This window comes from Streptomyces dioscori (genome assembly GCF_003024195.1).
GTDB lineage: Bacteria > Actinomycetota > Actinomycetes > Streptomycetales > Streptomycetaceae > Streptomyces > Streptomyces dioscori.
In genome coordinates this window covers 1-23,661 of sequence record NZ_KZ679067.1, presented here as the reverse complement: position 1 = coordinate 23,661, position 23,661 = coordinate 1, and the positions used below count along the sequence as shown (strand labels likewise).

Annotated in this window: 20 protein-coding genes; 10 read left to right on the top strand and 10 right to left on the bottom strand. The window is 72.1% G+C overall.

The features are described 5' to 3' along the window. Positions 1-189 precede the first annotated feature (189 nt). Positions 190-1,296, top strand: coding sequence for a DUF5937 family protein (locus C6Y14_RS42740; protein ID WP_107022341.1), 1,107 nt, complete (start codon positions 190-192; stop codon positions 1,294-1,296). Positions 1,297-1,662: 366 nt separating this feature from the next. Here C6Y14_RS42740 and C6Y14_RS42730 read toward each other — a convergent pair whose 3' ends face one another. Together C6Y14_RS42730 and C6Y14_RS42725 are read right to left on the bottom strand one after the other, a co-directional pair. After that, a complete protein-coding gene (locus C6Y14_RS42730; RefSeq protein ID WP_107022340.1) occupies positions 1,663-2,334 on the bottom strand; it encodes a response regulator transcription factor in 672 nt (223 codons plus the stop codon). A gap of 57 nt (positions 2,335-2,391) precedes the next feature. Beyond that, positions 2,392-3,600, bottom strand: coding sequence for a sensor histidine kinase (locus C6Y14_RS42725; protein WP_107022339.1), 1,209 nt, complete (start codon positions 3,598-3,600; stop codon positions 2,392-2,394). Between the two features lie 172 nt (positions 3,601-3,772). Here C6Y14_RS42725 and C6Y14_RS42720 point away from each other — a divergent pair, with 172 nt between their 5' ends. Continuing rightward, positions 3,773-4,828, top strand: coding sequence for an SAM-dependent methyltransferase (locus C6Y14_RS42720; RefSeq protein ID WP_107022338.1), 1,056 nt, complete (start codon positions 3,773-3,775; stop codon positions 4,826-4,828). A gap of 61 nt (positions 4,829-4,889) precedes the next feature. On the opposite strand, the gene C6Y14_RS42715 is transcribed toward C6Y14_RS42720, so the two are convergent. Next, on the bottom strand, positions 4,890-6,041 hold the full coding sequence (locus C6Y14_RS42715; protein ID WP_107022337.1) for an NADH-quinone oxidoreductase subunit D: 1,152 nt from the start codon (positions 6,039-6,041) through the stop codon (positions 4,890-4,892). A 31-nt stretch (positions 6,042-6,072) separates the two neighbouring features. Between C6Y14_RS42715 and C6Y14_RS42710 the strand changes: the two genes are divergently transcribed. Both C6Y14_RS42710 and C6Y14_RS42705 read left to right on the top strand, forming a co-directional pair. Next, a complete protein-coding gene (locus C6Y14_RS42710) occupies positions 6,073-6,612 on the top strand; it encodes a PH domain-containing protein (protein WP_107022336.1) in 540 nt (179 codons plus the stop codon). Between the two features lie 128 nt (positions 6,613-6,740). Next, positions 6,741-8,027, top strand: a complete 1,287-nt coding sequence (locus C6Y14_RS42705; RefSeq protein WP_404828928.1) for a PH domain-containing protein — start codon at positions 6,741-6,743, stop codon at positions 8,025-8,027. A gap of 85 nt (positions 8,028-8,112) precedes the next feature. Here the strand turns inward: C6Y14_RS42705 and C6Y14_RS42700 are convergent, their stop codons facing one another. Both C6Y14_RS42700 and C6Y14_RS42695 read right to left on the bottom strand, forming a co-directional pair. Then, positions 8,113-10,206 (bottom strand): hypothetical protein, encoded by a 2,094-nt coding sequence (locus tag C6Y14_RS42700; protein ID WP_225891557.1) that lies wholly within the window; start codon positions 10,204-10,206, stop codon positions 8,113-8,115. 421 nt (positions 10,207-10,627) lie between these two features. Then, positions 10,628-11,752 (bottom strand): alpha/beta hydrolase, encoded by a 1,125-nt coding sequence (locus tag C6Y14_RS42695; protein WP_107022335.1) that lies wholly within the window; start codon positions 11,750-11,752, stop codon positions 10,628-10,630. 202 nt (positions 11,753-11,954) lie between these two features. Between C6Y14_RS42695 and C6Y14_RS42690 the strand changes: the two genes are divergently transcribed. The 6 genes from C6Y14_RS42690 to C6Y14_RS42665 all read left to right on the top strand — a co-directional run bounded on the left by C6Y14_RS42690 (position 11,955) and on the right by C6Y14_RS42665 (position 17,171). Continuing rightward, positions 11,955-13,868, top strand: coding sequence for a phosphatidylglycerol lysyltransferase domain-containing protein (locus C6Y14_RS42690; RefSeq protein WP_107022334.1), 1,914 nt, complete (start codon positions 11,955-11,957; stop codon positions 13,866-13,868). A gap of 126 nt (positions 13,869-13,994) precedes the next feature. After that, positions 13,995-14,915: a dihydropteroate synthase gene (gene folP, locus C6Y14_RS42685; protein WP_107022333.1), complete on the top strand. Its 921-nt coding sequence runs from the start codon at positions 13,995-13,997 to the stop codon at positions 14,913-14,915. After that, complete coding sequence (locus tag C6Y14_RS42680) at positions 14,912-15,415, top strand: nuclear transport factor 2 family protein (RefSeq protein WP_107022332.1); 504 nt, start codon at positions 14,912-14,914, stop codon at positions 15,413-15,415. Before folP ends, C6Y14_RS42680 begins: the two co-directional genes overlap by 4 nt. A 260-nt stretch (positions 15,416-15,675) precedes the next feature. After that, on the top strand, positions 15,676-16,035 hold the full coding sequence (gene folB, locus C6Y14_RS42675; RefSeq protein ID WP_107022331.1) for a dihydroneopterin aldolase: 360 nt from the start codon (positions 15,676-15,678) through the stop codon (positions 16,033-16,035). Beyond that, a complete protein-coding gene (gene folK / locus C6Y14_RS42670; protein ID WP_107022330.1) occupies positions 16,032-16,640 on the top strand; it encodes a 2-amino-4-hydroxy-6-hydroxymethyldihydropteridine diphosphokinase in 609 nt (202 codons plus the stop codon). Before folB ends, folK begins: the two co-directional genes overlap by 4 nt. A 48-nt stretch (positions 16,641-16,688) precedes the next feature. Beyond that, a complete protein-coding gene (locus C6Y14_RS42665; RefSeq protein ID WP_107022329.1) occupies positions 16,689-17,171 on the top strand; it encodes a DUF3180 domain-containing protein in 483 nt (160 codons plus the stop codon). 123 nt (positions 17,172-17,294) lie between these two features. On the opposite strand, the gene folE is transcribed toward C6Y14_RS42665, so the two are convergent. From folE to C6Y14_RS42640, 5 genes are all read right to left on the bottom strand, one after another. Further along, positions 17,295-17,900 (bottom strand): GTP cyclohydrolase I FolE, encoded by a 606-nt coding sequence (folE, locus tag C6Y14_RS42660; RefSeq protein ID WP_107022328.1) that lies wholly within the window; start codon positions 17,898-17,900, stop codon positions 17,295-17,297. Between the two features lie 146 nt (positions 17,901-18,046). Continuing rightward, complete coding sequence (gene ftsH, locus C6Y14_RS42655) at positions 18,047-20,086, bottom strand: ATP-dependent zinc metalloprotease FtsH (RefSeq protein ID WP_107022327.1); 2,040 nt, start codon at positions 20,084-20,086, stop codon at positions 18,047-18,049. 212 nt (positions 20,087-20,298) lie between these two features. Further along, the gene (gene hpt, locus C6Y14_RS42650; protein WP_107022326.1) at positions 20,299-20,859 is read right to left on the bottom strand and encodes a hypoxanthine phosphoribosyltransferase; all 561 of its coding nucleotides are present in this window, start codon (positions 20,857-20,859) and stop codon (positions 20,299-20,301) included. Positions 20,860-20,966: 107 nt separating this feature from the next. Beyond that, positions 20,967-22,007 carry a tRNA lysidine(34) synthetase TilS gene (tilS, locus tag C6Y14_RS42645; protein ID WP_107022325.1) on the bottom strand — a complete coding sequence of 347 codons (1,041 nt, stop codon included), beginning with the start codon at positions 22,005-22,007 and terminating at the stop codon, positions 20,967-20,969. 172 nt (positions 22,008-22,179) lie between these two features. Then, positions 22,180-23,304, bottom strand: coding sequence for a zinc-dependent metalloprotease (locus C6Y14_RS42640; RefSeq protein ID WP_107022324.1), 1,125 nt, complete (start codon positions 23,302-23,304; stop codon positions 22,180-22,182). Positions 23,305-23,661 lie beyond the last annotated feature (357 nt).

Sequence of the window (23,661 nt, the reverse complement as noted above, 5' to 3'; positions counted from 1 at the left end):
TGCCGGGACCGGTTCCGACATCGGCGCGCTTGCGCTCGCGACATCGGTTCCGGTTCCGGGCGTTCTCCGTGGGCCCCGCGGTGCCCCGGTGGACCCAGCGTGCGCCGGGCCCCCCGTCGCCGTCCCGTCGATTGACGGCGCTCGTCAATCGAGGGCCGCGTTGTCGGTGGCGGGGTGCACCATGAGGTCATGAGCGTGACCATCGACATCTCCGGGCTGCGCAGGGAGCGGGTGGCCGTCGTGCCCTCGCCCCTGGCCGAGTTGTGCATGGCACTGCACGCGCTGGCCGAGCCGGCCCACCATCCCGGCCTCCAGGGCTGGGCGACCGGTGTGACCGCCCGTCTCGACCCGCATCTGGCCGACCGGATGTGCGAGGCGGACTTCCTGTGGCGGACGACGTTCTCGGACCTGTTCCTGCCGTACGCGGGAGCGGCAGGCGGCAGCACGCTCCCCGGCGCCACCCTCGCCGAGGAGCTGGACCTGCTCGACAAGCTGACGGACGAGCAGTTCGTGGACGCGGCCCTGGAGTTCACCTGCGCGATGCCGTACGACATGCAGGGCGCCGGTGCCCTGGTCGACCCCGCCTCCCGTCGGCGGGCCCTTGAGCTGGCCGCCGCGCGGGGGCCGCGGCCGGCGGAGTTCACCGAGCGGCTGCTGGCCGACCCGCCGCGGATCCGGGCCTGGCTGCGGCAGTTCCTGGAGGACTGCGACGAGGCGTTCTTCGCCGACACCTGGTCCCGGCTGCGCCACCAGCTCGCGGCGGACGCCCGCCGCAAGACGGACCTGCTCGGCCGGCGGGGCCTGGGCGAGGCCCTGGCGTCCGTGTCGGCGGCGGTGACGCTCGACGAGACCGGGGGCCGGATCGTCGTCGACAAGCTGGGCCACGGCCGTACGTCGATCCGGGCGGGCAGTCTCCTGCTGGTGCCGACGAGCCTCGGCTGGCCGCACCTCATGGTGCTGCACCGGTACGGGTGGCAGCCGGTGATCCACTACCCGGTCGGCTCCCCGGAGCTGACGGTCCCGACCTCCGTCGAGCAGCTGACGCTGCGGATGACGGCCCTGTCCCATCCGATGCGGATGCGGCTGTGCCGGAGCCTGGCGCGCAGCGCGTTCACCACGAGCGAGCTGGCGCAGACGCACGGGATGACGGCTCCGGAGATATCGCGGCATCTGAGCGTGCTGAAGAAGGCGGGGCTGCTGACCACGCGCCGGCGCGGGCGGTACGTCCTGCACCAGTTGGACGTCACGATGGTGGCACGCCTGGGCAGCGACTTCCTGGAGGGCGTCCTCCGCTGACCGCTCCGCGGGGGGGTGCCGGTTGCTTTCGGCTGCGGGCCGGTGGGGGCGAGCCGCGCAGTTCCCCGCGCCCCTGAGGGGCCATGGGCGCGGGGAACCTGTACGACGTACCCCGGCCCTCGTCGACCTAGGGGCGCGAGGAACTGCGCGACCAGCCACACACGACCGTCACCCGACAACGGACACCGCCACCCCCGCCCCCTCAGGGGCGCGGGGAACTGCGCGGGCAACCCCCACCGGCCCGCACGTACGCACAACGCGCGACACCACCCCCTCAGGGGCGCGGGGAACTGCGCGACCAGCCCCCACCGGGTGGCCGCATCCGGACGGCCGCAGCGCCGGCGGCGGGGCGAGCCGGGTGGGCCCTCAGGCCTGGCCGCCCGCCCGTACCAGGCCCGTCTCGTACGCCAGGACCACGACCTGGACCCGGTCCCGCAACCCCAGCTTCGTGAGGATGCGGCCCACGTGGGTCTTGACCGTCGCTTCGGAGAGGACCAGGCGGGCCGCGATCTCGCCGTTGGACAGGCCCTGGGCGACCAGGATCATGACCTCCCGCTCCCGCCCGGTCAGCCGCTCCAGTTCCTTGTGCTGCGGATCCTTCCCGGCACTCGGCAGCAGCGGCGCGAAGCGGTCCAGCAGGCGCCGCGTCGTCGAGGGCGCGACCACCGCGTCCCCGCTGTGCACGGACCGGATCGCGGCGAGCAGCTCACCGGGCGGCACGTCCTTGAGCATGAAGCCGGAGGCCCCCGCCTTGAGCCCCGAGAAGGCGTACTCGTCGAGGTCGAAGGTGGTGAGGATCAGCACCTTCGGCGGGTTCGGGTCGGAGCAGATGCGGCGGGTCGTCTCCACCCCGTCCAGCTTCGGCATGCGGACGTCCATCAGGACCACGTCGACGTCCCTGCCGCGCAGCGCCTGCAGGGCCTCCACACCGTCGCCCGCCTCGGCCACGACCTCCATGTCCGGCTGGGCGTCGAGCACCATCCGGAACCCGGTGCGCAGCAGCGCCTGGTCGTCGACGAGCATCACGCGGATCGGCATGGGGAGGTCCTCCGGTCGGTTCGAATGCGCGTACGCGTTGTCGCATGCGTGCACGTGTCAGTGAGCGGGCTTGAGCGGAAGCAGGGCGCTGATGCGGAAACCCCCGCCGGGACGCGGCCCGGCGTCCAGGGTGCCGCCGACCATGCCGATGCGCTCGCGCATACCGATCAGTCCGTGGCCCTGGCCGTCCACCCCGCCCTCCTCGTACAGCTCGTGCGGGGCGCCCTTGCCGTCGTCCTCGACGAGCAGGCCGAGGCCGTCGTCGAAGTAGACCAGGCGCACACTCGCCCCCGCGTTCGGCCCCCCGTGCTTACGGGTGTTGGTGAGCGCCTCCTGCACGATGCGGTACGCGGTCAGCTCGACGCCGCTGGGCAGCGGACGCGGCGTGCCCTCGATCTTGAAGTCGACCGGGAGACCGGAACCCCGGCACTGCTCGATCAGGTCGTCGAGCTGTTCCACATCGGGCTGCGGCACGTACTCGCCGGACTCCTGGTGCTCGCCGGTGCGCAGCACACCGAGGAGGCGGCGCATCTCGGCGAGGGCCTGCCGCCCCGTCCCGGAGATGATCTCCAGGGCCTTCTTGGCCTGGTCGGGGGCGGAGTCGAGGACGTACGCCGCGCCGTCGGCCTGGACCACCATCACCGAGACGTTGTGCGCGACGACGTCGTGCAGCTCGCGAGCGATCCGGGCCCGCTCGGCGGCGACCGCGACCTTGGCCTGCGCCTCACGCTCCTTCTCCAGGCGCGCGGCCCGCTCCTCCAACTGCGCGAAGTAGGCGCGGCGGGTCCGCAGGGAGTCCCCGAGGACCCAGGCGAGGGCGAAGGGGACCGTCTGGAAGATCACTATCGCCACCTGCCCGGCGGCGCTCTGGTGCTCCTCCGGCCAGCGCAGCTGCGCCAGCGGTGCCGCGAGCAGGCCGGCCGTGAGGGCGAGCCGGGACGCCCAGCGGGTGCCGTTCGAGGCGACCGTGTAGGTGATCACCAGCAGCGCGAAGTCGGCCGGCGCCAACGGCATGTCCAGCACCAGCTGTGCCCCGCCCATGGAGACGGCGAGGATCAGCATCGACTCGGGCAGCCGCCTGCGCAGCGCGATCACCAGGCAGAGCAGCAGGGTGATCGGAAGGGTGACGGCCAGATGGTCGGTCCCGGAGTCGGAATTCTCCTGCCCGGCCGTTCCGCTCGCGACCGAGATCCCGAGCAGGACGACGGCCCAGAAGCCGTCGACCCATGTCGGGTGCCTGCGGAGAAGTTCATAGAGGCGCTGCACGTAACCCAGCGTAGGGAAGCGTGCTGTGTGCAGGGGTCAACCGGAGGGTCGATCCGTAACCGGTGCTTGTACTCCCCAAGGTGGAGGCCGCTGTGAACTTGCCGCTTAGCCTGGCGCGGTGACAGCGAGGGAAACAGGGGTGGGCGCAGTGGAGCGTGGGGCGGCGGGCGGGATGCGCGGGTGGCGCCCGGCGACCGAGGAAGCGCTGTACGGGCCGCGCGGTTTCTATCGCAGGCCGGAGGGTCCCGCGGGCCATTTCCGCACCTCGGTGCACGCGTCACCGCTGTTCGCGGGGGCCGTGGCCCGGCTGCTGCGCCTCGTCGACGAGGCCCTCGCCCACCCCGCCGAACTCGCCTTCGTCGACCTGGGCGCGGGCCGCGGCGAACTGGTGGGTGCCGTCCTGAAGGCGCTCCCCGCCGAAGTGGCCTCCCGCGCGCGCGGGTACGCGGTGGAGCGCGCCGCCCGCCCCGCCGGACTCGACCACCGGATCGAGTGGCTCCCGGAGCCCCCGCAGGGCGTCACGGGCCTCCTGTTCGCCAACGAGTGGCTCGACAACGTGCCGGTGGACGTGGTCGAGGTGGACGCGCACGGGGTGCCCCGCCTCGTCCTGGTGGACGCGGCCGGGACGGAGTCCCCCGGGGCGCCGGTGGGGGGCGCGGACGCGCGCTGGCTGGAGAAGTGGTGGCCGCTCACGGGCCCGCCGGGCGGCCAGCTCCCCGTCGAAGGTCTGCGGGCCGAGATCGGGCTGCCCAGGGACACCGCCTGGGCGTCCGCCGTGGCGGCTCTGGGCCGCGGTCTGGCCGTAGCCGTCGACTACGGGCACAGCGCGGGCGCACGGCCGCCCTTCGGGACGCTGACGGGCTTCCGGGAGGGCCGGGAGACGGCCCCCGTGCCGGACGGCTCCTGCGACATCACCGCCCATGTGGCGCTGGACGCGTGCGCCCTGCCCGGCGGCCGGCTGCTGAGCCAGCGGGACGCGCTGCGGATGCTGGGCGTGAGCGGCGGGCGGCCGTCCCTGGCCCTGGCCTCCACGGACCCGGCGGCCTATGTACGGGCCCTCGCGGGCGCGGGCGAGGCAGCCGAACTGACCGCCCGGGGCGGCCTGGGCGACTTCGGCTGGCTGACCCAGCCGGTCGGCATCCCGAACCCGCTCCGGAACCCCCTTGCGGACCCGCTCCCGGACCCGCCGCAGGGCCCCCTCCCGGAAACGAGACAGCCCTCTACGTAGAGCCCTGCCCGTCGACGGGCCCTGCTTGCTGCCGACGGACCCCGCCCGCCCCGGACGGGCCCTACTTGTCGATGTCCCCGACCACGAAGAACAGCGAGCCCAGGATCGCCACCATGTCCGCGACCAGCGTGCCCGGCAGCAGCTCGGTGAGCGCCTGGATGTTGTTGTAGGACGCCGAGCGCAGCTTCAGCCGGTACGGGGTCTTCTCGCCCTTGCTGACGAGGTAGTAGCCGTTGATGCCGAGGGGGTTCTCGGTCCAGGCGTACGTGTGGCCCTCGGGGGCCTTCAGGACCTTGGGGAGCCGCTGGTTGATCGGGCCGGGCGGCAGCTCCGCGAGCCGGTCCAGACAGGCTTCCGCGAGGTCCAGCGCGTTGTGGGTCTGCTCCAGGAGGCACTCGAAACGGGCCAGGCAGTCACCCTCCTGGCGCGTGACGACCTTCAGGGTGTCCTGGAGTTCGCCGTACGCGAGGTACGGCTCGTCCCGGCGCAGGTCGAAGTCGACACCCGAGGCGCGTGCGATCGGCCCGCTCACTCCGTAGGCGTGCACCGCTTCGGGCGAGAGCACTCCGACACCGCGCGTACGCCCCCGGAAGATCTCGTTGCCGAGCACCAGGCCGTCGAAGCGGTCCATCCGGGAGCGCACCCCGGAAACGGCCTCCCGCGCGCGCGTGGCCCAGCCGGCCGGCAGGTCCTCCTTGAGGCCGCCCACCCGGTTGAACATGTAGTGCATGCGCCCGCCGGAGACCTCCTCCATGACGTGCTGCAGCTCCTCGCGCTCGGTGAACGCGTAGAAGATCGGGGTGATCCCGCCCAGTTCCAGCGGGTACGACCCGAGGAACATCAGGTGGTTCAGGACCCGGTTCAGCTCGGCCAGGAGCGTGCGGGTCCACACCGCGCGCGGGGGCACCTCCATGCCGAGCATCCGCTCCACACCGAGGACCACGCCCAGCTCGTTCGAGAACGCCGAGAGCCAGTCGTGGCGGTTGGCCAGCATGATGATCTGCCGGTAGTCGCGCGCCTCGAAGAGCTTCTCCGCGCCGCGGTGCATATAGCCGATCACCGGCTCCGCGTGCTGGATCCGCTCACCGTCCAGGACCAGCTTCAGCCGGAGTACGCCGTGGGTGGACGGATGCTGGGGCCCGATGTTGAGCACCATGTCGGTGCTCTCCGCGGCGCCGCCGATACCGACCATGGTCTCCGTCGTAGGAGTCATGCGGACAGTGTGTCGTACGTACGCTTGCTGCATGGAGACGGGGACCTCGGAAAACGCGGGGCAGACAGCGGGACGGCCGACCGGGCGGGCAGCGGGGCGACCGGCGGACGAGCCGGTGTGGATCGCGCTGCCGCCGGGGCTGCTGAGGATGCGACGGCTGCTGCTGGTGGTGTGGCTGGGTCTGCTGACCCTCGCCACGGGCCTGCTGCTCGGCCTGTTCGCCGGGCCCGCCTGGGCGGCCTTCGCGCTGCTGCCGCTGGCCGCGCTGCTGTGGGGCTGGCCGGTGCTGGGGCGCAACTGGCGTTCCTGGCGCTATGCCGAGCGCGCGGACGACCTGCTGATCAGCCGGGGTGTCCTGTGGCACGAGGAGACCGTCGTGCCGTACGGGCGCATGCAGTTGGTCGAGGTGACCTCCGGTCCCGTGGAGCGGCACTTCGGGCTGGCGAGCGTGCAGCTGCACACGGCCGCCGCGGCGACGGACGCCCGTATCCCGGGGCTCGTACCGGCGGAGGCGGAACGGCTGCGCGACCGGCTCACCGAGCTGGGCGAGGCCCGATCGGCGGGGCTGTGACGACGTCACCGGGCGCCCCCAAGGACGTACAGGACATAGGAACCGGGACCGAGGCCGGGCCGGCGGGGGAATCCGCTCCGGTGGGGGGATCCGTGCCGGCGGGGGAGTCCGCTCCGGCAGAGGGATCCGTGCCTCTTGAGCGGCGGCTGCATCCCGTGACTCCGCTGCGGCGCGCGTGGGCGCCGGTCGCCGTGCTCGCCGGCTGGGCCGTGCACGACCCCGACGGGGCGCAGCGGCAGCTGATGCGGCTCACGACGACCGTCCTGCTGGCCTCCCTCGCCGCCGCCGTCCTGGGGGCCGCCCTCTACGGCTTCCTGAGCTGGTGGTTCACGCACTTCTCGGTGACCGACACCGAACTGCGCATCCGTACGGGCCTGGTGTTCCGGCGTACCGCGCACATCCGGCTCGAACGGATCCAGGCCGTCGACGTCACCCAGCCGCTGCTGGCCCGCGTGGCCGGTGTCGCCAAGCTCAAACTCGACGTCGTAGGGACCGACAAGAAGGACGAGCTGGCCTACCTGGGCCAGGAGGAGGCCCGGATCCTACGGGCCGAACTGCTCGCCCGCGCCGCCGGTTTCGCCCCCGAGACCGTGCACGGGGTGGGCGAGGCACCGGTGCGCCGGCTGCTGCACGTACCGGCCAGGGTCCTCGCCGTCTCGCTCGTCCTGACCGGTGCCACCTGGGGGACGCTGGCCGCCGCACTCGTCGTACCCCCGCTGCTGTGGTTCGCCACCCACAGCGTGTGGACGGTGCTCGCGACGGCGCTGCCCCTGCTCGGCGCGGCGGGCGCGAGCAGCGTGGGCCGGTTCGTCACCGAGTACGACTGGACCGTGGGCGAGTCCCCGGACGGGCTGCGCATCGACCACGGACTGCTCGACCGCACGCACGAGACCGTGCCGCCCGGACGCGTCCAGACCATCCACATCGTCGAACCGCTCCTGTGGCGGCGGCGCGGCTGGGTCCGGATCGAGCTGGACGTGGCGGGCTCGTCCAACTCCGTCCTCGTACCGGTCGCCCCGCGCGAGATCGCCGAATCGGTCATCGCGCGCGTGCTGCCCGGCGCGACCGTGCCGAGCACTCTCGCGCGCCCCCCTCGCCGGGCGGGCCGGTGCCTGCCGCTCTGGTGGCGGGGTTACGGGATCGCCGTCACCGACACCGTCTTCGTGGCCCGGCACGGGCTGCTCCGCCGCAGCATCTCGCTCGTACCGCACGCGAAGGTGCAGAGCGTGCGCCTGGAGCAGGGGCCGTGGCAGCGCCGCCAGGGGCTCGCGGACGTCCGGGTGGACACCGGGGCCAACAAGACCGTGACGGCCCGGCTGCGGGACGCCGAGGAGGCGGCGGAGCTGCTGTACGCGCAGGCGGACCGTGCGCTGACCGGCCGGCGCGAGGCCGGGCCGGACCGCTGGATGGCCTGACGGCCGGACATGTGTGAGGGCGGTGGCTGTTCGCCACCGCCCTCACACATGTCGCCGACCTGGGTCCCGCAGGCCCGGACCTGTCCTAGGAGACCGCGCTGCGCAGTTCCGTCAGGTCGATCTGTTCCGTCTCGTCGTGCGCGGTCAGGTCGATGACCTGGCCGACACCGCGCGACTCCTCGCCCACGGGCTTGAAGCCGGACTCAGCCTCGGCCTTGTGGAGCGCGAGCGCCTCCTGTCCGACCACGTCGGCGAGGTCCTCGTTCTGCACGGCTTGCAGCGTCTCCGCGCCCTTCTGCGTACCGAAGAAGTCGAAGCCACCCTCTACGGAGGGGCGCCGCACGGGGGTGGCCGGTGCGACCGCCACGGCCGTGGGGACGGTGAAGTGTCCGGCGGGACGTACGGGCCGCGCGGCGGGCGTCAGCGCGGCCGCGCCCGTCGGCGACGGACCGGCCTCGGCCGCGGGCGGCTGCTGTACGCGGGCCACTTCCGACGGGGTCGGGCGCGCGAGGGCGCTGCCCGGCGCGGGCTCGTGCGCCGGAGCGTGCGCGGTGTCGGGCGCGGGCCTGGACTCCGTCCGGGGCGCGGTGGACTGCGTCGCGGTGGGCTGCGCCGCGGTTGACTGCGCCGCGGTGGACTGCAGGGACGTCACGCCGACGGCACCGGACCGTACGCGGGGCCGGGCACTCCCGGCGGACTGCGCGGCCTCGGCGGGCTGTGCGTGGGGCCGTACGTTCTCGGTCGCGGTGGCCTGCGTGGGCCTCGGGGCGGTCGCGGCGGCCGTGCTCTCGTGCCCGCCGACCGCCTCGGGCTTCCCCGGCGCCCCGCCCTCCTGCCGGGTGTCGCCCTTCGCCGGCGCACCCGTCATGGCGCCGCCGGCGGCGGAAGCGGTGGAGGCGGCGGCCTTCGGGGAACCGCCCGGCCTGGGCGCGCCCTTGCCGGGGCCGCCCGGTGACGGCGAACCCTTCCGGGCACCGCCGCCCTTCGCGGCAGTCCGCTTGGCCGGGCCGCCCTTGGGGGGCGTGGTCGGCGCGGGGCCGTCGGTGCCCGGGTCGTCCGGAGCAGGGTCGTCGGGGGCCGAGTCGTCGGGGGCCGCCGGGCCCTCGGAAGTCGTGCCGCTCGTCGCGCCGACCTGAGCCTGGCCGGCCTGTGCCGAAACCGCCTGAGTCGAACCGGCCTGAGTCGAACCAGTTCGCGCCGAACCAGCTTCGGCACCTGCACCTGCACCGGCATCGGCATCGGCATCGATCCCGGCTCCCGTACCGGTGCCGGCTCCCGTACCCGTGCCGACTTCGGTTGCGCCGTCGGCCGCCGCTTCAGCGGCTGTGGAGTCGCCGGCCGCCGAAGAATCGGCCCGTGCCGTCTCGGACTTCTCCGGGACGGCCTCCGCGGCGGCGCCGTCACCGGACTCGGACGTGGACGCATCCCGGGACGTGACCACGGAGCCGTCGTCGCCGCGGCCGTCGTCGTCGAGGCCGTCGTCGTCGGAACCGGCCGCGGGAGCCGTCCCCTCGACCGCCGCGCCGTTGCGGGCCCCCAGGAGGCGGTCCAGCGCCGAGTTGGCCTTCACATAGAGGACCGAGGCCGCGGAGGACGCCGCCAGGGCCGCCTGGACCGTCGCCGTCGTCGCCTCGGGCACCGCAGCCTCGGAAGCCGTATCGGCGGATCCCTCGGGGGCCGTCTCCTCGGCCGCCACATCCGTGACGGGTTCCTCAGGAGCGGGCGCGGCCTCTATCTCAAGGAGCCGGCGACTCTCCAGCACGGTGGCCCGCTCGGTCTCCGCCGTGGCGTACCGCCTCAGCAGCGCCGCGTGCTCGTTGCGCAGCCCGGCCAGCTCGGCACGCTTGGCGCGCAGCCGCTGTTCCAGCTTCGTACGGAGTTCGCGCGACTCGTCGAGGTCGCTCTCCAGTTCGGCGACCCGCTCCTCGTGACGCCACTCGTCGCTCGCGCGCCCGCGTGCGAGATCCGCGACGCGCCGGCCCGCCGAGGCGTCCCAGCGGCGCATGACGACCGCGCCCACGACGGCCGTCAGCGCGGCGCCCGCGGCCAGCCCTCGGAGCACCATCGGTTCGGAGAACAGCCATGGCCCCACGGCGCAGACGACGGATACGCCTGCGATCGCCGAGGGGGGCAACAGCCGGTGCAGAGGTGGGGAATGGCGGTGACGTCCTCGTGGCATGGCCAGAAACTTACCGCGCGTAGGCGAATGATGGTGCCCCGCAGGCAAAAACGCAGCCACACCGAAACCTTCTCACCGCCCCTTCACCGGACAATCCCCGCAGCGGCCCCTCCCGGACCACGACTTGGGTCCGCCACCAGCAGTCGCACGGGTCCCGCGCCCTCCGCCCGCCGTCCGCCTATTCGGCGCGGACTCCTCCGTGGCCGCCGCACCACTTCTCGATCAAGCTCCTCGCATTCGTCACCGGGCCGAGATCGCCGGCCTTGCCACCGCACTTCCGGGACCCGAAAGAAACGCCGGGCCGGTGAATTCAGCGGACTTCGCCGCGTATTCGCGTACGAACGCCGTCGGAAGCCCTTCGCCGACCTCCGTTCAGCGGACACTCACCTCAACGGGCATTCATCGGGCACTCGACGGGCACTCAACGGTCGCTCAGCCGTCCGCTGAGCCACTGGAGGGTCGCCGGGATCTCGCGCCGCCAGGTGTTGAAGTTGTGGCCGCCGCTGTCGAGGATGATCGACGAGATCCGGGTCGGCTTCCTCTCCTCGACCAGGTCGATGAACTTCAGCGTCTCCCGGTAGTTGCTCTCGCCCTGTCGGCTGCTGCTGACGAGCAGCGAGGTGTCGGGCGCCGGCCGGTGCCTGAGGTACCAGAACAGGTCGGCACTGTCGCGCAACTCCCGGTCCCCGTGGAAGAGATCGCCGGTCGTGGGGTCGGAGGGCGGCCGGTAGTACGGGGACAGGCCCGCCCCGGCGGCGTACGTCCCCGGGTGGTGGATCGCGAGTTTCAGCGCGCAGTAGCCGCCCGTCGAGTCCCCGACGACGCCCCAGCTGCCGGGTTTTCCGCCCACCCTGTAGTGATGTGACACGGCGTCGGGGAGGTCCTGGGCGAAGAACGTCTCGGTCCGCGGCCCGCCGGGCACGTCCACGCACTCGGTGTCGCGCGGCGGTGCGACGGTCGGCCGCATCATGACCAGGATCATCGGCTGCATGCGGCCGTCCTTGGCCAGTGCGTGGGCGGTCTGCGGATAGTGCAGGCCCTTGACGAGCGCCTCGGCGGTGCCGGGATAGCCGGTGAGCACGACGGCCGCCGGGAACGTACGGGTGCGGTACCGCGGCTGGAAGTACTCCGGCGGCAGATAGACGTACGCGGGACTGGCGATGTGCGTCCGCCTGCCCACCAGTTCGACCTTCTGGAGCTGGCCGCCGACCTGCGGCCGCGCCCCGCCGGACACGTTGACCTGCCGGGTGCCGACCACCTGGAGCGGCCCGGCCGCGTCCCCGGGGTCGTGGTCGACCACGACGCCCTGTCCGGACTCCCGGCCGAGGAGGTCGGCCCAGCTCGCGTAGAAGCCGAAGGCCTGGTTGGCGCCGAGGCCGACCGAGGCGAAGACCGCGACCTGAGTGGCCGTCAGCAGCACGATCCGCCCCGACACGGCACGCCAGTCGCGGCGCGCGAGCAGCGGCCAGCACCACACCGTGCCGACGAACAGCAGCACGGCGACGAGGACCACCAGTGCCAGCACCTTGTTGCTCGTGAGTCCCATGAGCTGTTCCTGCCTGCGCTTTCCGACCGGTGGCCGCACCGCTGCCTTCACGGTGCCTTGCCCCGGTCTTTCCTTTCCCTTTGGAGCGGTTTTCCGCAAGGGAGTGAACCTGGCTCCTCAAGACACCGTCCTAGAGGGCGCAATGTCGCCGGATGCCGGATTGGCACCGGATTCAAGGTCTCTCGCAGAACCACGGGATGCGATGTCTGTCAGGATAGATGGGGAAAAGTCGGGCGAGGTTCCGGAACGAACCGACCGGCCGCGGGGCGCACTCGGCCGTCCGGGCGGCGCACCGCGCGCTACGCGCCCCGCCCCGCGCGGCCCGCGCCGCATACTCCACAGTCCACGCCGCATCCTGCACGGCCCGCGCCCCGAGGCCGTCCCCGCCTGGGTCGCCCGGGCCTGCACGCTCGTGGGCGTCCTGGACATCGCCGCGGGTGTGTTCCCGCGCTTCCGCCACAGCCGGATGCACACGCTCGCGGAGGTCCTGCCGGGCGCGCTCGGCCCGTTCGCCGCCGCCCTGTCGCTCAGTACGGGTGTGCTGCTGCTCCTCCTGGCCCACGGGCTGCGCCGGCGCAAACGGCGGGCGTGGCGGGCCGCGGTGGGGCTGCTCCCGGCGGGCGCCCTCGCCCAGTTCACGTACCGTCACTCGCTCGTCGGCGTGATCATCTCGCTGGCGCTGCTGATCCCGCTGCTGCGTCACCGGGACGAGTTCACGGCGCTGCCCGACCCGCGCAGCCGCTGGCGGGCGCTCGCCAACTTCGTCCTCATGGGCGCCGGTTCGCTCGTCCTCGGTCTGGTCGTCGTCAGCGCCCACCCGCACCGCATGATCGGCGACCCGAGCCTCGCGGACCGTATCGAGCACGTGCTGTACGGCCTGTTCGGCCTGGAGGGTCCCCTGGACTACTCGGGCACCACGTCCTGGACGGTGGCCTTCTCGCTCGGCGCGCTCGGCCTGCTGACCGCCGTGACCACGATCTATCTGGCCTTCCGCCCCGAACACCCGGCCGCGCGCCTCACCGAGGACGACGAGGTGCGCCTGCGTGCCCTCCTGGACAAGCACGGCGGACGCGACTCGCTCGGGCACTTCGCGCTCCGCCGCGACAAGGCGGTCGTCTTCTCCCCCAGCGGCAAGGCGGCCGTGACCTACCGCGTCGTCTCCGGGGTGATGCTCGCCAGCGGCGACCCGATCGGCGACGTCGAGGCCTGGCCCGGCGCGATCGAGCGCTTCATGGACGAGGCCACGGCCCACTCCTGGACACCCGCCGTCATGGGCTGCTCCGAGACCGGCGGCGAGGTCTGGACCCGCGAGACCGGCCTCGACGCCCTCGAACTGGGCGACGAGGCGGTGGTGGAGGTCGCGGATTTCTCCCTGGCCGGGCGCGCGATGCGGAACGTGCGCCAGATGGTGAAGCGCATCGAGCGGGCTGGCTACGAGACCCGGGTACGGCGCATCCGTGACCTGGGCGAGGGCGAGCTGGACCGCATCCGCAGGGCCGCGGAGGACTGGCGCGGCACGGACACCGAGCGCGGCTTCTCGATGGCGCTCGGCCGCATCGGCGACCCGGCGGACGGCGACTGTCTCATCGCGACGGCCCACAAGGCGGACGGCCAGTCCGGCCCGTACGGCGACCTGAAGGCCGTACTCCACTTCGTCCCCTGGGGCGTGGACGGGGTCTCCCTGGACCTCATGCGCCGCGACCGCTCGGCGGACCCCGGCATGAACGAACTGCTCATCGTGGCGGCCCTCCAGGCGGCCCCCCGCCTGGGCATCAGCCGCGTCTCGCTGAACTTCGCGATGTTCCGCGCGGCCCTGGCCCGCGGCGAGAAGATCGGCGCGGGCCCGGTGCTGCGGCTCTGGCGCGGGCTGCTGGTGTTCCTGTCCCGCTGGTTCCAGATCGAGTCGCTCTACAGGTTCAACGCCAAGTTCCGCCCCTGCTGGGAGCCCCGCTTCGTCGTCTACCGCACCTCCCGCGACCTCCCCCGCATCGGCCTCGCCGCGCTGCAGGCCGAGGGCTTCGTGAGCCTCGCCCTCCCGCGCGTCCTGCGCCGCCGCGCGAAGGCGCCCCGTCCGTGCGTCCACGCACGGACGGAACGCGACGTACGGGCGGCCTGAGCACCCCCGGCTCCCATCGAGCCCCGGCCGCCTCGCGACGCCCACCCCCGTGCCGCGCGGCGGCCGGTCCCGGCAGGTCTGCGGGCGCGAGGGGGGACCCGCCCCCTTGGGCCTAGGCTGGACGGTATGAGCAAGATGAGTGGGCGAGGGCAAGTGTCAGGGCTCCCGGCGTGGGACCGCTGCGCGGTCATGGGCGTCGTGAACGTGACCCCCGACTCCTTCTCGGACGGCGGCCGCTTCTTCGACACGACCGCCGCCGTCAAGCACGGCCTCGACCTGGTCACGGAGGGCGCGGACCTGGTCGACGTGGGCGGCGAGTCCACCCGCCCCGGCGCCGCCCGCGTCGACGAGGCGGAGGAACTCAAACGCGTCATACCGGTCGTCCGCGGCCTCGCCTCCGAGGGCGTCACGGTCTCCGTGGACACCATGCGCGCCTCCGTGGCCGAGCGTTCGCTCGCGGCCGGCGCCGTCCTCGTCAACGACGTCAGCGGCGGCCTCGCCGACCCGGCGATGATCCCCGCCGTCGCCGCCGCGGGCGCCCCCTTCGTGGTCATGCACTGGCGCGGCTTCCTCCAGGGCAGCACCGTCCGGGGGTCGTACGAGGACGTCGTCTCCGAAGTGGTCGACGAGCTCCACGCACGCGTGGAGGCCGTTCTGGCGGGCGGTATCGCCCCGGACCGCGTCGTCGTCGACCCGGGCCTCGGCTTCTCCAAGGAGGCCGAGCACGACCTCGTCCTCCTCGCGCACCTCGACCGTCTGAGGGAGATCGGCCACCCCCTGCTGGTGGCGGCGTCCCGCAAGCGGTTCCTCGGCCGCGTACTGGCGGGCCCGGAAGGTGCCCCGCCGCCCGCCCGGGAGCGGGACGCGGCCACCGCCGCGGTCTCCGCGCTCGCCGCGCACCAGGGCGCGTGGGCCGTCCGCGTCCACGAGGTACGGGCCACCGCCGACGCCGTCCGGGTCGCCCGTGCCGTGGAGGGCGCCCGCAGCGCGGAGGAGGACCGGGCCGCCCATGGAACGGGAACAGCGGCCGGCGAGGGAGCCCGGTGAGCGCCCCGCACACGGACGTCGAACAGGTCGAACTCGCCAACACGGCCTTCTACGAGACGCTGGAACAGGGCGACTTCGAAGAACTGTCCTCTCTCTGGCTGACCCCCTCCGACCTGGGCCAGGACGAGGAGTACCACGACCCCGCGCAGGCCGGCGAGATCTCCTGCGTCCACCCCGGCTGGCCGGTCCTCAACGGCCGCGGCGAGGTGCTGCGCTCGTACGCGCTGATCATGGCGAACACCGAGTACATCCAGTTCTTCCTGACCGACGTGCACGTCTCGGTCACCGGGGACACCGCGCTGGTGACCTGCACGGAGAACATCCTCAGCGGCGGACCCCCGCCCGAGGACAGCGACGAACTGGGCCCGCTCGTGGGCCAGCTCGTCGTCGCCACGAACGTGTTCCGCCGCACCTCGGACGGCTGGAAGCTCTGGTCCCACCACGCCTCCCCCGTCCTCGCCGAGACCGACGAGGACGAGCCGGACGACCCGACACCCTGAGGCCCGCCGACGCCCCGCCGGAACGCCACCGAGGTCTGGCCGGAGCCCGGCCGCGGCCCGCTGAAGCGCCGAGGCGGGCCGGGCGGGCGATCACCGCCGTAGTACGTTGGTGATCGCGGCGCCGGCCCCGGGGCGCCGGCCCGTGGCCCGGCCGACCGGCCGTGTCAGTGCCCGCGGGTAGATTCGTTCGAGGCCGGTGTACCGCCCCCGCGCAGGGGGAATGGGACCGGTCCCCGCCGACGATTGCAGGAGTGATTCGCGTGGATCGTGTCGCGCTGCGCGGCCTCAGGGCCCGTGGACACCACGGCGTCTTCCCCAAGGAACGCGAAGAGGGCCAGACCTTCATCGTGGACCTCGTCCTGGGCCTGGACACCCGGCCCGCCGCGGCCGACGACGACCTCACGAAGACCGTGCACTACGGCATCGTGGCGGAGGAGGTCGTGGCCGTCGTCCAGGGCGACGCGGTGAACCTCATCGAGACCCTCGCCGAGCGGATCGCCACGACCTGCCTGAAGCACGACGGGGTCCAGGAGGTCGAGGTGTGCGTCCACAAGCCGGACGCCCCGATCACGGTCCCCTTCGACGACGTGACCGTCACCATCATCCGGAGCCGTGCATGACAGCGTTCACCGAGGGCCACAGCGACCCGACCGTCCAGCCGGTGCCCGCCTCCGTGGTCGAACAGGTGGACGCGGCCGACTCGACCCTGCAGAACCCCAAGCGGGCCGTGCTCTCCCTGGGCTCGAACCTCGGCAACCGCCTGGAAACCCTCCAGGGCGCCATCGACGCCTTGGAGGACACCCCCGGAGTCCGCGTCAAGGCGGTCTCCCCGGTGTACGAGACCGAGCCGTGGGGCGTGGCGACGGACAGCCAGCCGTCGTACTTCAACGCGGTGATCGTGCTGAAGACGACCCTCCCCCCGTCCTCGCTCCTGGAGCGGGCGCACGCCGTGGAAGAGGCCTTCCACCGGGTACGGGACGAGCACTGGGGCCCCCGCACGATCGACGTCGACATCGTGGCGTACGCGGACGTGGTCTCCGACGATCCGACGCTGACGCTCCCCCACCCGCGCGCCCACGAGCGGGCCTTCGTCCTGGCCCCCTGGAACGACGTGGAGCCCGAGGCGCAGCTGCCCGGCCGGGGCCCCGTGGCACAACTGCTGTCCGCGGTCACCCGTGACGGTGTCGCGCCCCGGGCCGACCTGGAACTCCAGCTGCCCGAGTAGTCGTTAAGGTCAGGACGCGTCAGGACACACCATCGTGAGAGGGACTGAGTGAAAGAGCTGCGCATCAGGACGCTGGCCGCGGTGTTCCTCGTCGCCGGGGTGCTGTCCTGGGCAGGTGCCCGCCTGTGGAACTCGGTGGGCACGCTGCCCCGGGTCCCCCTTGCGGCGCCCATCGTCCTGGCTCTGATCGCCGTGGTCCTGCTGGCCACGGCGATCTCCCTGCGGGCCCGGCTGAAGGCCCAGCGCGAGCGGGTGGCCGGCGCCAAGGGGGTCGACCCCCTGATGGCCGCCCGCGCGGTCGTCTTCGGCCAGGCCAGCGCGCTGGTCGCGGCCCTCGTCGCCGGGATGTACGGCGGCACGGGCGCGTTCCTGCTGGAGTCGCTGGACATCCCCGCCCGCCGCGACCAGGCCATCTACGCCGGCTTCTCGGTCCTGGCAGGCCTCGCCGTCATAGCGGCCGCCTTCTTCCTGGAACGAGTCTGCAAACTCCCGGAGGACGACGACACAAACGGCAACACGGCCCCGGCCTGACCCTGAAGACGGGGCGCAGCCCCTCTTGAGGGGCGCGGGGAACTGCGCGACCAGCCCCCACCGGACCCGCACGTTCCACCAAGCCGATGCCGCCCCCGCCCCCACCCCGCAGGAGCGAGCCACTCAACGAGCCATGATGAGACTCATCGCCTCGTTGCGGGTGGCCGCATCCCGCAACTGCCCCCGAACCGCGGACGTTATCGTCTTGGCCCCGGGCTTACGAATACCGCGCATAGACATGCACATGTGCTCGCACTCCACCACCACGATCACCCCCCGCGGCTCAAGAATCTCCATCAGCGAGTCGGCGATCTGCGTGGTGAGCCGCTCCTGCACCTGCGGCCGCCGCGCATACACGTCCACGAGCCGCGCGAGCTTCGACAGCCCCGTGATCTTCCCGGACGTACTCGGGATGTAGCCCACGTGCGCCACCCCCCGGAACGGCACCAGATGGTGCTCACAGGTCGAGAACACCTCGATGTCCTTCACGAGGACCATCTCGTCGTGGCCCAGGTCGAACGTCGTCGTCAGGACGTCCTCGGCGCGCTGCCGCAGTCCCGCGAAGATCTCCTGGTACGCCCGGGCGACCCGCCCCGGCGTCTCCCGCAGCCCTTCCCGGTCCGGATCCTCGCCGACCGCGATCAGCAGTTCTCGTACGGCGTTCTCGGCACGCTTCTCGTCGAAGTCGCCGATCACACCCTCTCCGTCCAGCCTCACGGGGTCGGTCATCTCGTGCCTCGTTCCTGTGCCTCTCACGCGCGCGAACCGCACGTATCGCCATCGGGCATACGAAGATGCCGCGCCCCCCAGGCTAGAACCTGGGGGGCGCGGCATTCATTCCGGGCCTGGTGAGGGCGCCGGGAGCCAGGGTGCTGTCAGCTCTCGGTGCGGTCCTCGGGGGCCGTCTCGGTCACCGGGTGGGCCTCGGCGGACGCGCCGGCCTTCGTGGTGAGCGAGGGGGTGGAACCGTTCGCCCCGTTCGTCAGTGACAGCTCCCTGGGGGAGAGCACCGGCGGGCGGGTGGACGGGGTGCGGCGGGAGGAGCCGGTCCACGCGGGGCGGGCCGGACGCTTGATGAGCGGGGTGAAGATCTCGGCGATCTGCTCCTTGCTCAGCGTCTCCTTCTCCAGCAGCTGGAGCACCAGCGCGTCGAGCACGTCGCGGTTCTCGACCAGGATCTCCCAGGCCTCGTTGTGCGCGTTCTCGATGAGCTTCTTGACCTCTTCGTCGACGAGCGCGGCGACCTCTTCCGAGTAGTCGCGCGGGTGCGACATCTCCCGGCCCAGGAAGGGCTCGGTGTTGTCGCCGCCGAACTTGATGGCGCCGAGGCGCTCGGTCATGCCGTACTGCGTGACCATCGCGCGGGCCGTCGCCGTGGCCTTCTCGATGTCGTTCGCGGCACCCGTGGTCGGGTCGTGGAAGACGAGCTCCTCGGCCGCGCGCCCGCCCAGCATGTAGGCCAGCTGGTCGAGCATCTCGTTGCGGGTCGTGGAGTACTTGTCCTCGTCCGGCAGGACCATCGTGTAGCCGAGAGCACGGCCTCTGGAGAGGATCGTGATCTTGTGCACCGGGTCGGAGTTCGGTGAGGCCGCCGCGACCAGGGCGTGTCCGCCCTCGTGGTACGCGGTGATCTTCTTCTCCTTGTCCGACATGATCCGGGTCCGCTTCTGCGGGCCCGCGACCACACGGTCGATCGCCTCGTCGAGCATGTGGTTGTCGATGAGCTTCTGGTTGCTGCGCGCGGTGAGCAGCGCGGCCTCGTTCAGCACGTTCGACAGGTCCGCACCCGTGAAGCCCGGCGTGCGACGCGCGACGGCCGACAGGTCGACGTCCGGCGCGACCGGCTTGCCCTTCTGGTGGACCTTGAGGATCTCCAGACGGCCCAGCATGTCCGGACGGTCGACCGCGATCTGGCGGTCGAAGCGGCCGGGGCGCAGGAGGGCCGGGTCGAGGATGTCGGGTCGGTTCGTCGCGGCGATGAGGATCACGCCGCCCTTGACGTCGAAGCCGTCCATCTCGACGAGCAGCTGGTTCAGCGTCTGCTCGCGCTCGTCGTGGCCGCCGCCGAGGCCGGCGCCGCGATGGCGGCCGACCGCGTCGATCTCGTCCACGAAGACGATCGCCGGGGCGTTCGCCTTGGCCTGCTCGAACAGGTCTCGCACACGCGAGGCACCGACACCGACGAACATCTCGACGAAGTCGGAACCGGAGATCGAGTAGAAGGGGACGCCCGCCTCGCCCGCGACGGCACGCGCGAGCAGCGTCTTGCCCGTACCGGGAGGCCCGTACAGGAGGACGCCCTTGGGGATCTTGGCGCCGACGGCCTGGAACTTCGCCGGCTCCTGGAGGAACTCCTTGATCTCGTGGAGTTCCTCGACGGCCTCGTCCGAGCCCGCCACGTCGGCGAACGTCGTCTTCGGGGTGTCCTTGGTGATGAGCTTCGCCTTGGACTTCCCGAACTGCATGACGCGGGAGCCGCCGCCCTGCATCTGATTCATCAGGAACAGGAAGACGACGACGATGAGGACGAAGGGAAGCAGGGACAGCAGGATGCCGACGAAAGCGTTCTGCTTGGTCGGCGAGACCGTGTAGCCGTCCGGGATCTGCTTGTTCTGGAACTTGTCCTGGAGGGTCGTGGCCAGGTTCACACCCTGGTCGCCGATGTAGCTCGCCTGGATCTTCGAGCTGCCCTCGATCTTTTCGCCGTCCTTGAGCTCGGCCTTGATGACCTGCTCGTCGCCGGTTGTGATCTTGGCTTGTTTGACCTTGTTGTCACTGATCGCCTGGACGACCTGGCCGGTGTCCACCGTCTTGTAGCCGCCGGACGAGCCGACGACCTGCATCAACACGACCACGGCAAGGACGGCCAGCACGATCCACATGACCGGCCCACGGAAGTATCGCTTCACGTCCATCCATACGGAGCGGTGCCGCCCCGTCCCTCCTGCCATAGTGAGTTTGATAAGACTGTTCTTCGGACGGTACCCCAGCATTGCCACCGGAAGCTGCTCGGTCCGGCTGACAAGCCCCGTCTACGTATGCTCCAACGGCGCGAAACCCTCTGGGGTTCCCGGCCGTCCTACAGGGGCTTGGCCCTTGTCAGGGGGCGTCACCCGTCCAGGGTGCCTCAGCCGCCGTAGACGTGGGGCGCGAGCGTACCGACGAACGGGAGGTTCCGGTACTTCTCGGCGTAGTCGAGGCCGTACCCGATGACGAATTCGTTCGGGATGTCGAAGCCGACCCACTCCACGTCGATCGCGACCTTCGCGGCCTCGGGCTTGCGCAGCAGCGTGCACACCTTGAGGGACGCGGGCTCGCGGGAGCCGAGGTTGGAGATCAGCCAGGACAGCGTCAGACCGGAGTCGATGATGTCCTCGACGATCAGGACGTGCCTGCCCTTGATGTCGGTGTCGAGGTCCTTGAGGATCCGCACCACTCCGGAGGACTGGGTGCCCGCGCCGTACGAGGAGACGGCCATCCAGTCCATGGTGACGGGGGTGGACAGGGCCCGGGCCAGGTCCGCCATCACCATCACGGCGCCCTTGAGGACACCGACGATGAGCAGGTCCTTGCCCGCGTACTCCGCGTCGATCTTCGCGGCCAGCTCGACCAGCTTCGCGTCGATCTCTTCCTTGGTGATGAGCACCGACTGGAGGTCGGTGCCCAGGTCTTTCGCGTCCACCCGCATCACTTTCGGTCGTCCCACCGGCTGCTTCCCGGCCCCTCGGCGAAGAGGGGCCGCTCCCCGAAGGGGTTGCCCTCCGGGGGAGCCGCCACCCGAAGGGCGACTCTTTTTCAGCCTTGCCGAATCACCAGTCTGCCACCCTGCCGCTGGGCGACGACCTTGCCCGGGAGGTTGATGGCTCCCTGGCCGCGCCAGCCGGTGATCAGCCGGTCGATCTCCTCGATGTGCCGGGCGAACAGCGAACCGGCGGGCGCCCCGGCCTCGATGGCGGCCCGGCGCAGGATGCGGCGGCGCACGGCGGGCGGCAGGGCGTACAGCTTGGCGCACTCCAGGAGGCCCGCCGCGTCGCGTACGGACGCCTCGGCCCGGCCGGCCCACGCGTCGAGCGCGTCGGCGTCGTCACGGGACAGCTGGGCCGTACGGGCGAGTGCTTCGACGACGCCCTTGCCGAGTGCCTTCTCCAGGGCGGGCAGCCCCTCGTGGCGCAGCCGGGAGCGGGTGTACGCCGGATCGGCGTTGTGCGGGTCGTCCCAGACGGGCAGCGACTGGACCATGCAGGCCTTGCGGGCGGTCTGCCGGTCCAGCTGCAGGAAGGGGCGGCGGTAGCGGCGGTCGGCGCCCGGTCCTCCGGAGACGGCGGCCATGCCGGACAGGGAGCGCGTCCCGGAGCCGCGGGCGAGGCCCAGCAGGACGGTTTCGGCCTGGTCGTCGCGGGTGTGGCCGAGGAGGACCGCGGTGGCGCCATGTCGCTCGGCGGTGGCGTCCAGAGCCGCGTACCGTGCGTCGCGGGCGGCGGCTTCGGGGCCGCCCTCCCGGCCGACGGTGACCGCGACGGACTCGGCGGGGGCCAGTCCCAGTTCGGTGAGCCGCAGGACGACCTCGTCGGCGCGCAGGTCGGACCCGGACTGCAGGCCGTGGTCCACGGTGACGCCGCCGGCGCGGACGCCGAGCTTGGGCGCCTCGAATGCGAGGGCGGAGGCGAGCGCCATGGAGTCGGCGCCGCCGGAGCACGCGACCAGCACGAGCGGCGCGCGCGAGGGCGCGTCGGGGGTCTGGCCGGGGGCGCGTGCGGGGGCGTGATCGGTGAGGACGTCATGGAGTACGCGGCGGACCGCCAGGCGTATCGCCGCGACCGCAGGATGGGGACCCATGTCCGGTTCCCTTCATGAAATTGTCGGGGGGTGAGCCCGGGTTCGGTCACTCAGAGTGTGTCGATGGTGACAGAACCGGGCCGTTCCCCGAGCATTGCACGCCTACCCATGCCTCACGGTCCCTCGGACGGGTGATTGGAGGGGCGTTCACCTGCCGTCGGCCGAATTCAGTTCACGACTCCGCCTTACGGTGCACCCGCGCGACCCAGTCCGCCGGTTTGGCGATCTCCGTCTTGGTGGGAAGTGTGTTCGGCGAGGTCCACACACGGTTGAAGCCGTCCATGCCCACCTCGTCCACGACCGCGCGGACGAAACGCTCGCCGTCCCGGTACTGGCGCAGCTTCGCGTCCAGGCCCAGCAGCTTGCGCAGGGCGAGGTCCAGGCGGGAGGCGCCGCGGGCGCGCCGCTGCTGGAACTTCTCCCGGATCTCGGCGACGGACGGGACCACGGCGGGGCCGACGCCGTCCATCACGAAGTCGGCGTGGCCCTCCAGGAGGGACATCACCGCGGTGAGCCTGCCGAGGATCTCGCGCTGGGCGGGGGTCTGCACGATCTCGACGAGGGAACGGGCCTCGTCGCCCTCCTCGCCCTCGGGGCGGCTGCCCGCGAGGGACTGGGCGGCCTCGCGGACGCGTTCCAGGACGGTCATGGGGTCGACCTCGGTCTCTCCGAGGAAAGACTGGATTTCGCCCTCAAGGTGGTCGCGCAGCCAGGGCACCGCCGTGAACTGCGTGCGGTGGGTCTCCTCGTGGAGGCAGACCCAGAGCCTGAAGTCGTGGGGCTGGACGTCGAGTTCGCGCTCCACGTGCACGATGTTCGGCGCGACCAGGAGGAGCCTGCCGCCGCCGTTCTGCCCGGCGGGCAGTTCCCGGCTGGCCGGGGCGAACGTCTCGTACTGGCCCAGGACCCTGGAGGACAGGAAGGACAGCAGCATGCCCAGCTCGACGCCGGTGACCTTGCCGCCGACGGCGCCGAGGACGGCTCCGCCCGGGCTGCTGCCGCGACGTTCCTGCATCTTGTCGAGCAGCGGTTTGAGGACCTCCCGGAATCCGGCGACGTTCGCCCGGACCCAGCCCGGGCGGTCGACGACCAGGACCGGGGTGTCGTGGAGGTCGTCCCCGCCCATCCGCGTGAAGCCGCGGACGTGCTCCTCCGACGCCTTTGCATGCCGGCGCAGCTCGGCGACGACGGCCCTGGCCTCGTCGCGGCTCACCTCTGGGCCCGGCCGTACGAGCCGGGTCGCGGTCGCCACCGCGAGATTCCAGTCGACCATCTCGGCACCACGGATGCTCGTCATGTTGCCAACCGTACGTGAGCGCTGCCGCTGGGGGCAGGGGTGGGCGGTGGGGGTGCGCTCGCGGCGCCCGGCACCGCGGCCGGGCGCGCGGCCTCCCTTGTCGCCCGCCTGCGGGTCCGTCGTGGCTGAGCGCGCAGTTCCCCGCGCCCCTAACGAGGCTCGGACTGCGCGGCCGCCCCCCACCGAGCGGACAAGCCGACCGGCCCCGAAAGGGGCGCGGGGAACTGCGCGACCAGCCCCCACCGGCCCGCAGACGAGCGGACAGCGGCGCGGTGCGGAGCTAGGTCGTTTCTGATGGCTCTTGGATGGTGTCTCGGAGCCAGATGACGATCGCGGTGACGGTGAGGGTGCCGTTGA